We start from the raw sequence: 15,158 nt of genomic DNA on the forward strand, positions 1-15,158 counted from the left end.
ATGGTAATTCAGATCATATACATTGCAGTGCTTGTGGCAGCTGCAGTGAAGTCTACAGTTTTAGCTGGAAAGAAAAGCCTTTCCAGCCAAAACTTTTTAACCATTTTCTTAACCGTTTCCCTGGGACTGGAGATCTATGGCCATTATAAAATTTATATCAGGGAGTTTGATTTTGCTTATATGTTTAATTATTACAGCATCTTTATGATTGTATTTTTTTACAGCTATTATCAAAGAATATTTTCAGGTGCCTTAAAGACTGTGTCGTTATATGTCGTTATGGCCATACTTGCCTATATCCTGGTCTTTGTAAAATTCTATGACGAACACTACCAAAATCAGCTCGGAATATTAGTGTGCCTCTATTTCATTATCAATACCTTGGTCTGGTTTTATACCAGGCTTAAAAATTATGATGAAATAAAAATTACAGATGATCCTCATTTCTGGGTCTCCTGTGGGCTGCTTTTCTGGAGTATCTTTTTTATTTTCAGATCGATTCCTATGTTTTTTCTTAAAGATAATGACCCCGCTTTCCTGGAAATTTTAAAGAATATACAATATGGAGTGAATATCGTAATGTATGGAATGTTCTATATTGCTTTGGTTCAGTTTGACAAATCAACAAATAGAAGATCAGCATGAAACAATTGCCGGACACGATCAAGCTGACGTATCTTATTGCCGCTGTTTTGCTGGTCACTTTTGTGGTGTTTATTGTGATGATGGTGATTGTATATAATAAAAGACAGGTTTTTTTTATACAGCAGCAACGGCTTAGAGAGGTAGAGCACCAAAATGAAATGCTTCAGAAAGAACTCGAGAAGCAGAGATCGATAGAAAAAGAGCGGGAACGTATTTCCCACGATATGCATGACGATCTTGGCGCAGGAATTTCAGCCATTAAACTTCAGGCAGAATTCTTAAAACAGCGGGTTGATGATCAAGAATTACAGGATGATATCGATGAGCTTCTCAAAACTTCAGAAGAAATGAATATCTCCATGAGGGAAATGCTTTGGAGCCTGAATTCAGAAAATGACACCTTAGGGAATTTTATAGAGTATGCGATCCGGTACACTGAGCATTTTCTGAAGAAAACGACAATAGTGCTTCATTCGGACTCCGAGAATATCGGCACACGGACTCAAATTTCTACGGAACTCAGAAGAAATCTTTTTCTGTGTTTAAAAGAGGCTGTCAACAATGCATACAAACATAGCCAGGCAGATACAATCACCCTTTCATTCTCTCTTCAAGCTGCTATTTTTACCATGATCATTTCAGATAACGGATGTGGAATTCCTAAAAACCATCACGAAGGGAATGGAATCCGTAATATGAAAAGGAGAATGAGCGAGCTGACAGGAGAATGTATGATGACAACAGAAAGCCATGGAACCCGTTTAATCTTCAGAATAAAATTGTAACTCTTCCCATAAATTACAGGCAGCATCATTTTTAATGGTGCTGCTTTTGTGGTATAATCACCCTTTTGTGTAATTGACTGAGGTCTTTTTTTCATGGAACTTTGAGGTATAAAAACAAATAGCCATGAAAACTTTAATTGCCAATACCTTTGACGACTTTAAAGCAGCTTTAGTAAACAGTCCGGAGCTCCAGACCAAATTTAAGGAAAGTCCCGTTGACGCCTTAGAAGGTATAGTTACTCAAAACCCCAAAGATACCGACTCGTGGATCTACAGAATAATAGTCATCGCCCTAGGGCTGGCTATTCTTACCATTATCATAACACTGACAATAATGGTCATCAGACTGGAAAATAAGGACGCCTTAAGCCCTCAAATCATCACCATTTTTACAGCCATTTCCTCCGGAGCAATTGGTGCCCTCGCCGGGCTTCTGGCTCCTTCACCCAACAAACAATAATTAAAAACTAAAATCATGAAAACAAAGAAAAATCAAACAGTAAGAATTTTAAATGCTCAGACTCAGCTGCTCAACTATAAAATTTGGGAGATGCAGATGATCAACAGCCCTTTATTAGATGCGCAGGAAAAAGATAGCCAGTATGTGGCGTCGAAGAATCTCAGACTGCCTAATGATGAATCTGAGGTGACGGTCTCAATATATTTTGGAGGTGATGACCAGCTTGGGTCAGCAAGACTTAAAATTTTGAGAACAAATAAACCTTCACTGTATATTAAAACATCCACAGATGATATTTTGATGGGAAACTGCAGAGAACTGATTGGTAATGTGCTTGCCATAGCTGCAGATATTACTGATTCTAATCAGAATCCCGAAAATAATAAGACTATTTTGAGAGTGATAATAAAACAGGGAAATAATAGGATCTATGATGACAATCACACCATTGATGTGGGGAACGAAGGAGCTACGGCTAGCTTTACCCATTATATTACTTTTTATTAATTAGAATAAAGATCATGAAGACTGTACAATTAACAATAGGATTGATCCTTATCTTGTTTTCTCATTTTTGTTTTAGCCAGGAAAAAGATGAGATCGATTTGGATCTTTTGCGTGCGCAGGCATCTCCAGCTGCCAATTTATTAGGTATTGCCAATTCTGATATTGAAAAGCCTACGGACTTGAAAATTTTGATGGTTTCTTTGCGGGAGGGCACAGGAAACTTTTCTGCTCTGCCAACATCTTTTGCAGTGGATATTGCCCCATTTAAGCTGAATGGAAAATATCAGAATCTAATGGACAGCACAAGTTTTAATGAGAGCTTTAAGCAAAGTTTTGTGGTGTCTTTAGGCTTCAGAGGTATTGAAAAAGATGATGAACTGAATATTGGAGATAGATCAAGGCTGGGACTTGGAGCTAAACTTTCTTTGATCAGAGGGACATTCGACAAAGACACCAAAACCATTTTAGCCAAAATATATGACTATCATATAGATCGTCAGAATAGGATAGAAAAATTGGATCAAGATGAAACTTTGATACAATATCACAATGATAAGATGAAACTTTTAAATGAGCAGAAAACTATTGATAACCGGAATAGCCCCAGATATATACAACTTGAAAAAGAAATTGCCATACTAAATGAACTTGAAACCAATCGTATTTCATTATTAGTTCAAGAACACAATATCAAGTTTACTGAATTGGATGATCAAATAAGAAAAGATGTCCAGAACATTAAATTAGAACGCTACGGATTCTTTTTAGATATGTCTATGGGAACGGTCCTGGATTTCAGAGACAATACATTTAATAATTCGCAGATCACCAAAGTGGGGGGCTGGCTTACCGGTGGCTATAACTGGAAGAAACAACCCTCAACATTTATCTTTATGGCCAGATATTTATACAATCCGGACTCAGCGCTAGCCAATCCGTCATTGGAAAAAGAAAATCTACACACCCTGGATATGGGATCAAGGTTGGTATTCAAACTTTTTGATGAAAAATTCCTTTTGAGTGGTGAATGTTTGTATAGAAGTATCCTGAATACATCTGATTTTGAATCTTCCTGGAAATATCTTATCAACTTCGAGTATGAGCTTGCTAAAAATCAAAAGCTTACATTTTCATTTGGTAAGGATTTCAACGGAGATTATCAGAGAAAAGGAAATTTAATCGTTGCATTAAACCTATTGGTAGGATTGGGCAAAATTAAATTATAGCCGCAGGCTCTCCATATTATTTCAGAATAAACTAAAAACCTCGTATAGAATATTCCCTGGAATCATAAAAATTCAGGGAATGTTTTATGTTTAAATCAGGATTTATGTATCGAAATTCCGGTACTGATTTCATAAATAAATGATGGAGTTATCATAATATAAATTAACTAAAATTTAACTTCGAAATATTTCAAAAAAATCCCTCGAAATACCCTTAAAAGTTAAATTTTGATTAAATTTGTCTAAACTAAAAAAAATAAAAAATGAGTGCAATTTCTTATATAGAAGCAAGACAGATTTTAGACTCCAGAGGAAATCCTACCATTGAAGTAGATGTGTTTACAGAGAATGGGGCCATGGGCCGTGCAGCTGTACCATCAGGAGCTTCTACCGGAGAACACGAAGCAGTGGAACTAAGAGACGGAGGTGCAGAATACCAGGGAAAAGGAGTTCTGAAAGCTGTTGAAAATGTAAAAGAAGTAATTGCAGAAAAATTAGTTGGACAACCGGTTTTTGAACAAAACTATATCGATCAGATCATGATTGATCTTGACGGAACTCCAAACAAAGGAAACCTTGGGGCTAACGCAATTCTTGGTGTTTCCCTGGCCGTAGCAAGAGCAGCAGCAGCTGAATTGGGAATGCCGTTGTATAAATATGTGGGTGGAGTAAATGCCAACACACTCCCTGTTCCGATGATGAATGTTATCAATGGTGGATCTCACTCGGATGCTCCTATCGCTTTCCAGGAATTTATGATCATGCCTGTGAAAGCAGATTCTTTCTCTCATGCATTGAGAAAAGGAACTGAAATTTTCCACAACTTAAAATCTATCCTTAAGGGTAGAGGCCTTTCTACAGCAGTAGGTGATGAAGGTGGATTTGCTCCTACCTTCAATGGAACAGAAGATGCTTTGGATACTTTGCTTCAGGCTATTGAAAAAGCGGGTTATAAGCCGGGTGATGATATCATGTTGGCATTAGATTGTGCTGCTTCAGAATTCTATAAAGACGGAACGTACGATTACAGAAAATTTGAAGGGGACAAAGGTGCTCACAGATCAAGAGAAGAACAGGTTTCTTACCTTGCAGAATTGGCAGCTAAATATCCTATTATTTCTATCGAAGACGGTATGCAGGAAGATGATTGGGAAGGATGGAAAATGCTTACCGACAAGATCGGTGACAGAGTACAGCTTGTAGGTGATGACTTATTTGTAACCAACGTAGACAGATTATCAAGAGGAGTAAAAGAAGGTATTGCTAATTCAATCCTTGTAAAAGTAAACCAGATCGGTTCTCTTTCTGAAACAATGGCTGCGGTGCAAATGGCTCAGAACAATAAGTTCACTTCAGTAATGTCTCACAGATCAGGAGAAACAGAAGATTCTACAATTGCTGATCTGGCAGTGGCGATGAACTGTGGACAGATCAAAACAGGTTCAGCTTCAAGATCAGATAGAATGGCAAAATACAACCAGTTGCTGAGAATTGAAGAAGCTCTTGGTGAAACTGCAATTTTCCCAGGTTTAGAAGCATTTAAAATTAAAAGATAATTGAATTTATAAATAACGGCAAGCGATAATTTTTGTTTGCCGTATTTTATGGAAAGTGGTATATTTAAAAAAAATAAATAAATAATGTCAGACAACAAAGTAATATTGAATTACGACGGTAATTCATATGAATATCCAATCGTGGATAGTACTATCGGAGACAGAGGGATTGATATTTCAAAATTAAGAGACCAGACAGGTTTAATCACTCTGGATTTAGGTTACAAAAATACAGGAGCTACTATTAGCGACATCACTTACTTAGACGGAGATAAAGGAGAATTATTCTACAGAGGTTATCCAATCGAACAAATTGCGGAAAAATCTAACTTCACAGAAGTAATGTATCTTTTACTACATGGAGAATTACCTACTCAGGATCAATTTACTTCTTTCGACAACAATATTAAAAAATATAACTTCATCGCAGATGAGATGAAAAAGATCATTGATGTTTTTCCTCGTTCTGCTCACCCTATGGGAGTTCTTTCTTCTATGACCTCTGCATTGACAGCCTTCAACCCGAAAGCCGTTAATGTAAACTCTAAAGAAGAAATGGATCATGCTGCTGAGCTGATGATCGCTAAGTTCTCTCACCTTTGTGCATGGACTTACAGAAAAACGCAAGGCTTACCATTAAACCACGGTGATAACAACTTAAACTATGTAGAAAACTTCTACAAAATGGCATTCAGATTACCCAACGCCGACTTCGAAATCGATCCGGTTGTAGTAGATGCTTTAGATAAATTATTAATTCTTCATGCTGACCATGAGCAAAACTGTTCTACTTCTACTGTAAGAATGGTAGGCTCTGCCCATACAGGTCTTTTCGCTTCTATCTCTGCTGGGGTATCTGCACTTTGGGGACCTCTTCACGGAGGGGCTAACCAAGCTGTAATTGAAATGCTTGAACTTATTGAAAAAGATGGTGGTGATGTATCTAAATATGTTGCTAAGGCTAAAGATAAAAATGATAACTTCCGTCTAATGGGCTTTGGACACAGAGTGTACAAAAACTTCGATCCAAGAGCGAAAATTATCAAGAAAGCTGCTGATGATATCCTTAGTGCATTAGGAATCCAGGATAAAGCTTTAGATATTGCTATGCAGTTGGAAAGAGTAGCTCTTGAAGATGAATATTTCATCGAGAGAAAACTATATCCAAACGTAGATTTCTATTCAGGTATCATCTACAGAGCATTGGGAATCCCTACAGAAATGTTTACCGTAATGTTTGCATTAGGAAGACTTCCGGGATGGATCTCTCAATGGAAAGAAATGAGACTGAAAGGAGACCCGATCGGAAGACCAAGACAGGTATACCAAGGTGCTCAACAGAGAAACTATATCGATATTGCAAGCAGATAATATTTTGCTTTTACCATATTCAAAATCCCAAGGCTTGCTTTGGGATTTTTTATTTATTGGAGGCTTTTCCCGCGATCCACTTGTACTCCTCACACCAACGTACGTCAACACCGGAATTCCACCAACCTAAACCCCTTTCTATTTCACAGTAATGGATAAGCGAATATCTATAGCGATTTCCATTCTGTCCCATAGCTATTGACTATGTGATACTTTGTCATCTCGTAAGGATCCCAATACCATTTTCCACAACACCTATTATTCAATAGAAACGGGCTTTAGCCCGTTTAGAATAAAAACATTCCATTGGCTTCAGCCAAAACCTAAAAAAAAATATTTCATCTATCTGAAATTCAATGTAATAATTTATTAAGTTTACTCTTGCAAAAGATAAGTTTTGGCTAAAGCCAAATAAATGATATTTCTAAATTAAACGAGGCTGTCTCACTTTTGAGACAGCCTCTTAATTATTTTTACGGACAAACACAGTTGCCACACGTCCAGATTCTACAGCTGCCATCGTCGTTCCATTCGCAGCAGTATCTTGGTTTGGATGGGCCTATTCCTCCGGAAATTGATTTTTGTTGCTCTCTTCCTAATTTTTGTGCATTTTTCAGCACAGATTTTTTGTTGTTCATGACTTTGTTGTTTTGATGTTAATAGTTAAGTTTTAATTTTTTATAATCTTGCAAAATTATATCCCTAATATAGGAATTTGTTTTTGTTTTTACGAAAATTTTATTACAATCTGTTTGAAATATAGTGAGTTGTAAAGGTGTACTCAGTATTATTAAGCATTTGGACCTACAATAAAAGTAGATTGAGATGGAAAATTCTTTCGTGGGTAGATCAGGTCGAAAAACATAAAAAAGCCGCCTCACAATTTTTGAAACGGCCTTCTTAATAGGCTATGGGCAGCCACATCTATTACACACCCAAAGGAAGCAGGATCCGGTTACGTCGTCCCACTCACAGCACCTTCTAGGGCCGGTAAACTCGCCTCCAATAATATACTTTTGTTGGTCTCTTTCTAATTTTCGTGCTTTTTTTAGTACAGATTTGTTGTTGTTCATGACTTTGTTTTTTTTGATGTTAATAATAAAGTTTTAGCATGTCTAATTCCGCGGAAATGATATCGCTAAGGTAGGAGGTTAAATTGTAAAAAAAATCTATTTTTTTGTTCTTATGTAGATGAAATATAGTAGTTTGTAGATGTTTTTGCATGCTCTATACTATAATTTGTTCAATGGAGGGAGAATTTCGCTAAAAGAGGGTTCTTGCAGAGGCTAAATTTCAGTCATAAAATAATCCAAAAGTTTTACAGGTAGAGACCTTTACTTATATTTGTAGTATTGCATAAATCTTTATGAGACTAAACATTAAAAACGAAACGGGTAGGCTGAGGTCTGTAGTACTAGGCCAGCCTAATTCACTGGGGCCGGTTCCCACATTAGAAGAAAGTTATGACGCCAAGTCATATTACTCAATCGAACACAATATTTATCCTAGAGAGGAGGATATCATCAACGAAATGAACGCCTTCGAGGCGGTTTTAAAAAAGTATGACGTAGAAGTACTGCGTCCAAGTATTATTGAAGACTATAACCAGGTATTTTCAAGAGATGTCGCTTTTGTCATTGATGATAAAATGATTATTTCTAACGTAATTGCAGATAGAGCAGATGAACAGGAAGCATATAAAAGTGTTTTTGAAAAAGTAGCCTGGAGAAAAATTATTAATCTACCCGAAACAGCCCATATTGAAGGTGGTGATGTCATTGTATGGAACGATTTCCTGTTTATAGGAACCTGTTTCAGCGAAGACTATAGAAACTATAAAACGGCAAGAACCAACGAATATGCCATCGAAATTTTAAAGGAATATTTTCCGAAAAAAAGAATCATCGATCTTGAACTGAAAAAAAATGATAAAGTGCCGTTTGAAGGTATTTTGCATCTGGATTGTACCTTCAACCCTATAGGAGAAGATAAATGTATTATTTATAAAAACGGATTTGTAGATGAAAGTGATTACCGTTTGATCATCGACATTTTTGGCGAAGAAAATTGCTTCCATATCAACGATGAAGAAATGTTTGAAATGTTCCCAAATATTTTCTCCATTTCTCCGGAAGTGGTAATTTCGGACAAAGCATTCACAAGAATGAACGATCATTTAAGAAACGAGTGGGGAATGACGGTTGAAGAAATTCCTTATAGAGAAATATCCAAAATGGGAGGTTTGTTGAGATGTTCTACAATGCCGCTTGTGAGGGAGTAATTGAGTGGAGGAGTTTTAGAGTTTAATCTTTCAATCTTCAATTTTTCAATTTTTAAATCAAAGAAATGCAAACAACAGATACCGTATTAATGATAGAGCCGATAGCATTCGGTTACAACGCAGAAACTGCAGAAAACAATTACTTTCAGGTAGAACAGACAGGTTCAGATATTCAGTCTAAGGCATTAGCGGAGTTCAATACCTTTGTTGGAAAACTGAGAAGCAAAGGGGTTAATGTGATCACCGTAAAAGATACGCTGGATCCTCATACTCCGGATTCTATTTTTCCCAACAACTGGGTAAGCTTCCATAAAGACGGACAAGTGGTATTGTACCCGATGTTTGCTTCCAACAGAAGAGTAGAAAGAAGAGAAGATATCATTGAAACTGTAGAAAGCCAGGGTTTCAAAGTTACTGACATTGACGACTGGTCTTTTTCTGAAACGCAGGGGCACTTCCTGGAAGGTACCGGAAGTATGATATTTGATCATGACAACAAAATAGCCTATGGTTCTGTTTCTTTACGATTGGATGAGAAGCTATTCAGGGAGTTTTGTACAAAATATGGTTTCACACCCGTTGTTTTCCATTCTTATCAGACAGTAGGTACAGAGAGACTTCCCATCTATCACACCAATGTGATGATGTGTGTGGCGGATCAGTTTGTCGTTATCTGCCTAGACTGTATCGATGATGAGCTGGAACGCGAAAAAGTAATTGAGGTCATTAAGACCTCAGGAAAAGAAATCATTGAGATCTCTGAAGAACAGATGCAGCAGTTTGCTGGAAATATGCTTCAGGTCCAGAACAAAGATGGTGAGAAATTTCTGGTGATGAGCCAGACAGCATACGAATCTTTAGCTACAGATCAGGTATCCGCTATTGAAAAATACTGCGAAATTATCTATTCTGATCTGAATACCATTGAAGTAAATGGTGGCGGAAGTGCAAGATGTATGCTTGCTGAGGTATTTCTTCCCAAAAAATAATATATTTACCAAAAAAATTAATTGAACCCATTATCAAGTAAAGGTTTACATATTCTTCTGACTTTGGAAACAGAGTCAGAAGATTTGTTATTAGACAGCAAAGGTTTTCTGTCGTTTACAGAAGGAATTCTGAAAACAAAAGATGTAGAAATTGTAGGAGTAACCAATCATATATTTGAAAACGATAGCTTTACTTCTGCGCTGATCCTGAAAGAGTCTCACCTTTGTATCCATACATGGCCGGAATTTAAACAGCTTACTTTTGATGTTTTTCTTTGTAATTATACCCTGAATAACACCAAAAAAGTAGAGCAGATTGCAGATGAGGTGGTTCAGTATTTTAAAGCTAATACCATTCAGAAACACAAAATTTACAGATAAAGAATGCATTATGTCTGCCCAGCATGCGAATCAGAAAATACATTGGATCTTACTTTTCCTATTGAGGAATATGTTTGTAAAACCTGCTCTCATCTCATTGATGTAGCCGGAAATAAGAAGATCAGGCATTTGAAGGTGCCGACGGAAAACGTTGTTTTGGTCGTCGGACAGAAAGGAAAAATTGAAGGTGTAGAATATACCGTTATAGCAATTGTTGTCAAGAAATATGGAAACAGTATTTTCTGGCGTGAATACTCTTTAAAAGACAGCATGGGAAATGATGTTTTCCTGAGTGAGAGTGATGGCCACTGGGTTTTCATAACCTCAATGCACCCTGACGATTTTAAAAGTAAAAATTCGAAATTACCCACTTATCTCGGAAGAACTTATCGCTGGTATGAGAATACTCCATGCAGTATTGATGCAGCAGCCGGTTTTTTTGATGAGCATGTGGATTTCAGTATTGCTACTTACAAAGAATATGTTAACGGAACCCGTATGATCTCTCAGGAGAAAACCGGTAAGAAAAGCCAGTTTTTTTACGGAGTTCACATTTCAAAGCACGATGTTAAAAGAGCTTTTAGAATAGCTCATATGCCCTATTATACAGGAATTGGGATCGTTCAGCCTTATTATTTCAATATCAGGCAGATGGTAAACATCTTTTGTGTGGCCGCATTAACGATATGCCTGCTTCAGCTGTACGTATATACTTCAAGAACCAATGAAACCGTTTTTGAAGAGACCATCAACTTTGCAGATGTACAGGATAAAGAAATGGTGAGCAAAAGCTTTACCCTTTCAGGAGGCTCAGCACCTTTAAAGGTGAATGCGTTTTCAGGGGTTGATAATTCCTGGGCAAACATCCAGCTGAGTCTTGTAAATGAAAAAACCAATGAAATTATCTATACTTCAAAAGATATTGAACAATATCATGGTTACGAAGGTGGAGAAAGCTGGTCTGAAGGTAGTCAGTCCGAAGAATTCAATCTTTGTGGAGTAAGCTCCGGACAGTATCACTTTATTATTTCTGCGGAAAAAGAAGGGACTTTGCCAACGTTTTCCAACCTTCAGTCTCCGGATTCAAAGGTGACAATATCTCGTGATAAATTAGGAACTATAGAAATTACAGATCTATTTAAAGGTCAAAGTGCAACCTTTGCAGACGGAAAGACACTGGAAAAAGACACTTCGGAGGTAGCCAGGCTTGCCAAGGCATCTTTCGGAACTCAAAAGCTGGACTCGCTGATTAATGCTGAAGCACCTAAACTCAGTACAGATCCCATTTCAAGCAATACCTATGTGCAGCTCAAGGCAACTTGGCTTCCTGTTTCATTCTGGAACTTCGGATTTATTTTATTCATAATGCTTACGCTCTTTGTGGCAATGTGGATAGGAAGACATTTATTTAATGTCAATAAATGGAAGAATAGTTCAAATACACCTTATGCCACATCATGATGACTACTATTTTAAATTATATAAAACAAAACTGGATTCTCTGTCTGATGGGAGGACTTTTTATGACCTGGTTTGTATACCTGACCTACCAGGGAAATCAGGTCTGCGATTGTGCAAAAACAGAAACATACCGCGACGGCACCACGAGAAGCCATTCCAGAGCAGGATTCTACAGATACTATCATAAATAAAATATAAAAACTATGGACAATATTAATTTCTTACCCATATTAAACTCGGTTCTTTACTCATTTTTAGGAATTGCAATTCTGCTGCTATGCTATTTCATTATCGAAAAGTTGACGCCGGAGAAAACATGGCATGAGATCGCCCAGAACAAAAACATAGCACTGGCTATTGTCTTTGGAGCATTTATCATCGGAATTTCAATGATTATAAGCGCAGCAATTCATGGATAAGAAGAGGATTCCTCTTGAGCTGCTTTTATTGTTCTCAGTATTCGTCATTGCTACATGTGGATTGATTTATGAGCTGGTGGCGGGAGCCTTGGCCAGTTACCTTTTAGGAGACTCTGTAAAGCAGTTTTCGTTCATTATCGGGGTGTATCTCTTTTCGATGGGGGTAGGTTCTTATCTTGCCAAATTCGTCAAAGGAAATCTTATTGATAAATTCATTGAGATCGAAATCCTTGTAGGAATCGTAGGCGGAATCAGCTCTGTTGTGCTGTTTATTCTGTTTAATACACTGGCACATTTTGAGAGCGTTCTCTACCTTTTTGTCTTTTTCACGGGCTGTCTCGTTGGAGTAGAGATTCCGCTTCTGATGAACATTCTGAAAGACAAAGTTCAGTTTAAAGATTTAGTTTCAAATGTCTTCGCTTTCGACTACATCGGAGCTTTGCTGGCATCAATTCTTTTTCCATTAGTACTGATTCCGAAATTGGGAATTGTAAAAACACCTCTGTTTTTTGGATTGATCAATATCTCTATCGCAATATTCTTGTGCTATTATCTTACAAAGGAATTATCAAAACCTTTAGCATTAAAAATAAAGTCAATTGCAGCATTTGCCTTTTTGTTAGGTCTTTTCTTTTTCTCAGATACGATTTTGTCTTATTCCGAAGAAAAACTATATGGAGAAAATGTAGTATATACCAAAAGCTCACCGTATCAAAGGATCGTTTTGACGAGAAATACCCATGAATTCAGACTGTATCTGAATAATAATTTACAGTTTTCCTCCACCGATGAATACCGTTATCATGAAGCTTTAGTACATCCCGCGATGTCTATGGCCAAACATATTGATAATGTTCTGATTCTGGGAGGGGGTGATGGTTTTGCAGCAAGAGAAGTATTAAAATACAAAGACGTTAAAAAAATAACGCTCGTGGACCTTGATGGAGACATGACTCAGTTTTTTAAGACCAATGAAACCATGCGTAAGCTAAATCAGGGTTCCCTCTCCAATTCTAAAGTGGAAGTAATCAATAAAGACGCTTACATTTGGGTGAAAGAGAACAAAAAAAAGTTTGATGTTATCATCATAGATTTTCCGGATCCATCCAATTACAGCTTAGGAAAACTCTATTCCCTGCAGTTTTATAAAGAACTGGAGAAACTGACTACCCTTGATACCAAAATTGTGGTTCAGACCACCTCTCCGTATTTCGCTCCCAAATCTTTCTGGTGTATAGAGAAAACGATCAATCAGATTTTTCCTTTCACAGCAGCCTATCATACCTATGTGCCGTCTTTTGGAGAGTGGGGATTTTCTATGGCTTCATTTGAACCAATCAACAACAGAATCTACAGAAAGCTTCCCGGCTTAAAATATTATGATTATAACTTTTCACAGATGTCTTATTTTAATAAAGATATGAGAGTGAAAGACGTAGAAGTTAACCGTCTGGACAACCAGATATTAGTTCGTTATTTTGATGAAGAGTGGGGGAAAGTACAGTAGAAAAGATTTTCTTAAAACGATATTTTTAGGTAGTTTAATGCTACCCTTTTTGCACTATTGTGGAAAGAAGGTAAAATCATTGCTTCTGAAAATCACATCCACTAACCATGTTCTAGGACATAAACTTTGGGCAAAAGATTTTCCATCGTTTTCAGAAATTATCCATACCAAATATCTTATTGTGGGTGGTGGGATCACCGGACTTTCGGCATGTAGATTTCTCAGTGTGAATAATGAACAGGATTACCTTCTCCTTGAAATGGAAAATCATCTGGGAGGAAATTCTTCAAACGGACAAAATTCATTTTCAAAATTCCCTTTAGGGGCACATTATCTGCCGTTACCCAATAAAGAGAATATAGAAATTATAGACTTTTTGAAAGAGTGCAAAATCTGCCTCGGAACAGAAGAAAACGGTGAACCTGTTCTTGATGAATACCAAATGACTTTTCCACAGCAGGAAAGATTGTTTTATAAAAATTCATGGCAGAATGATGTTGTGCCTCAAAGAGGTATTTCAGCAACAACACAGCAAGAGTTTAACCGCTTTTTTAAGTTGATGGATGAATTTCGCATAAAGAAAGATTCGCAGGGAAAATACTGGTTTGCTATTCCTGTACATGATTCGAGCAGGGAAGATGAGGTTATAAAGCTTGAAAAAATCATTTTCAAAGACTGGCTCAAAGAAAATAACTATCACTCCGAAGAACTTCTCTGGCTTTTGGATTATTCCTGCAGAGACGATTTCGGATTGGGAATAGACTACGTATCAGCATGGGCAGGAATCCATTATTTTGCTGGAAGAAAAAATAACTGGAGTAATAAGTATAAAGATCAGGTGTTCACATGGCCGGAAGGAAATGCAAGGCTTGCAAAATATTTTTCAAAATACACTGAGGGAAAACATATGCCCGAAAATCTTGTTTTTGATGTAAAAATCAATGATAATGTTGAGGTGTTGAGCTTTGATAATGCCCAAAAGAAAACCATAAAGATTATTGCAGATAAAGTGCTGTTTGCCTCACCACAGTTTGTCAACGAAAGGATTTTTAATCATAAAAAAGCATCATCTTTTCATTATGTTCCCTGGCTTTTAACAACTATTACGCTGAAGAATGAATTCGGAGGAGATGAAGAGCTGGCGTGGGATAATGTCATCTACGGTTCTTCCGGATTGGGATATATCTACGACCAGCACCAGAATCTGAACCAGATAATAGGAGAAAAAGTGATTACCCATTATAAGAGTTTTTCGACAGGAGACTGTAAAAAAGCACGGAAAAAACTCTACGCGATGAATGAAACCGAACTTAAAACTTTAGTTTTGGATGATCTGAAGAAAGCACATCCTTTGATAGAAGACTTCATTCTGGAAATGCAGTTTCATAAAATGGGACATGCCATGATCGCTCCGGTTCCCAACCAGATTTTTGGTGAAGAAGCCAAATCAGCGAAAGAGCCTGTAGAAGGTAAAATTTTCTTTGCCCATTCCGATCTTTCAGGAATATCTATTTTTGAAGAGGCCTTTTATCAGGGAATACGAACAGCTGAACAAATGATAAAATAAAAG

General features: G+C 37.1%; 16 protein-coding genes. 15 read left to right on the top strand and 1 reads right to left on the bottom strand.

Annotated elements, in window-relative coordinates:
- From DRF67_RS06070 to DRF67_RS06100, 7 genes are all read left to right on the top strand, one after another.
- On the top strand, positions 1-645 hold the full coding sequence (locus tag DRF67_RS06070; protein ID WP_115927408.1) for a hypothetical protein: 645 nt from the start codon (positions 1-3) through the stop codon (positions 643-645).
- Positions 642-1,430 carry a sensor histidine kinase gene (locus DRF67_RS06075; RefSeq protein ID WP_115927409.1) on the top strand — a complete coding sequence of 263 codons (789 nt, stop codon included), beginning with the start codon at positions 642-644 and terminating at the stop codon, positions 1,428-1,430. The genes DRF67_RS06070 and DRF67_RS06075 overlap by 4 nt, the downstream gene beginning before the upstream one ends.
- Before the next feature lie 124 nt (positions 1,431-1,554).
- Entirely contained in the window at positions 1,555-1,890 is a 336-nt protein-coding gene (locus tag DRF67_RS06080; protein ID WP_115927410.1) for a hypothetical protein, read from the top strand.
- A gap of 15 nt (positions 1,891-1,905) precedes the next feature.
- Positions 1,906-2,397 (top strand): hypothetical protein, encoded by a 492-nt coding sequence (locus tag DRF67_RS06085; protein ID WP_115927411.1) that lies wholly within the window; start codon positions 1,906-1,908, stop codon positions 2,395-2,397.
- 14 nt (positions 2,398-2,411) lie between these two features.
- Entirely contained in the window at positions 2,412-3,623 is a 1,212-nt protein-coding gene (locus DRF67_RS06090) for a hypothetical protein (RefSeq protein ID WP_115927412.1), read from the top strand.
- A 263-nt stretch (positions 3,624-3,886) separates the two neighbouring features.
- The gene (gene eno, locus DRF67_RS06095; RefSeq protein WP_115927413.1) at positions 3,887-5,179 is read left to right on the top strand and encodes a phosphopyruvate hydratase; all 1,293 of its coding nucleotides are present in this window, start codon (positions 3,887-3,889) and stop codon (positions 5,177-5,179) included.
- Between the two features lie 84 nt (positions 5,180-5,263).
- Complete coding sequence (locus DRF67_RS06100; RefSeq protein WP_115927414.1) at positions 5,264-6,550, top strand: citrate synthase; 1,287 nt, start codon at positions 5,264-5,266, stop codon at positions 6,548-6,550.
- Positions 6,551-7,023: 473 nt separating this feature from the next.
- Here the strand turns inward: DRF67_RS06100 and DRF67_RS21470 are convergent, their stop codons facing one another.
- On the bottom strand, positions 7,024-7,188 hold the full coding sequence (locus DRF67_RS21470; RefSeq protein ID WP_165851742.1) for a hypothetical protein: 165 nt from the start codon (positions 7,186-7,188) through the stop codon (positions 7,024-7,026).
- 728 nt (positions 7,189-7,916) lie between these two features.
- On the opposite strand from DRF67_RS21470, the gene DRF67_RS06105 reads away from it, so the two are divergent.
- The 8 genes from DRF67_RS06105 to DRF67_RS06140 all read left to right on the top strand — a co-directional run bounded on the left by DRF67_RS06105 (position 7,917) and on the right by DRF67_RS06140 (position 15,155).
- Positions 7,917-8,831 carry a dimethylarginine dimethylaminohydrolase family protein gene (locus tag DRF67_RS06105; RefSeq protein WP_115927415.1) on the top strand — a complete coding sequence of 305 codons (915 nt, stop codon included), beginning with the start codon at positions 7,917-7,919 and terminating at the stop codon, positions 8,829-8,831.
- Positions 8,832-8,896: 65 nt separating this feature from the next.
- Positions 8,897-9,820, top strand: coding sequence for a citrulline utilization hydrolase CtlX (gene ctlX, locus DRF67_RS06110; protein WP_115927416.1), 924 nt, complete (start codon positions 8,897-8,899; stop codon positions 9,818-9,820).
- A gap of 21 nt (positions 9,821-9,841) precedes the next feature.
- Entirely contained in the window at positions 9,842-10,201 is a 360-nt protein-coding gene (locus DRF67_RS06115) for an S-adenosylmethionine decarboxylase family protein (protein ID WP_115927417.1), read from the top strand.
- Between the two features lie 3 nt (positions 10,202-10,204).
- Entirely contained in the window at positions 10,205-11,662 is a 1,458-nt protein-coding gene (locus DRF67_RS06120) for a DUF4178 domain-containing protein (protein WP_115927418.1), read from the top strand.
- Positions 11,659-11,853 carry a hypothetical protein gene (locus DRF67_RS06125; RefSeq protein ID WP_115927419.1) on the top strand — a complete coding sequence of 65 codons (195 nt, stop codon included), beginning with the start codon at positions 11,659-11,661 and terminating at the stop codon, positions 11,851-11,853. Before DRF67_RS06120 ends, DRF67_RS06125 begins: the two co-directional genes overlap by 4 nt.
- Before the next feature lie 12 nt (positions 11,854-11,865).
- Positions 11,866-12,081 (top strand): DUF350 domain-containing protein, encoded by a 216-nt coding sequence (locus DRF67_RS06130; RefSeq protein ID WP_115927420.1) that lies wholly within the window; start codon positions 11,866-11,868, stop codon positions 12,079-12,081.
- Positions 12,074-13,588 carry a polyamine aminopropyltransferase gene (locus DRF67_RS06135; RefSeq protein WP_115927421.1) on the top strand — a complete coding sequence of 505 codons (1,515 nt, stop codon included), beginning with the start codon at positions 12,074-12,076 and terminating at the stop codon, positions 13,586-13,588. Before DRF67_RS06130 ends, DRF67_RS06135 begins: the two co-directional genes overlap by 8 nt.
- Positions 13,589-13,667: 79 nt before the next feature.
- On the top strand, positions 13,668-15,155 hold the full coding sequence (locus DRF67_RS06140; protein ID WP_228435748.1) for an NAD(P)/FAD-dependent oxidoreductase: 1,488 nt from the start codon (positions 13,668-13,670) through the stop codon (positions 15,153-15,155).
- Positions 15,156-15,158 lie beyond the last annotated feature (3 nt).

Source organism: Chryseobacterium pennipullorum (assembly GCF_003384725.1).
GTDB lineage: Bacteria > Bacteroidota > Bacteroidia > Flavobacteriales > Weeksellaceae > Chryseobacterium > Chryseobacterium pennipullorum.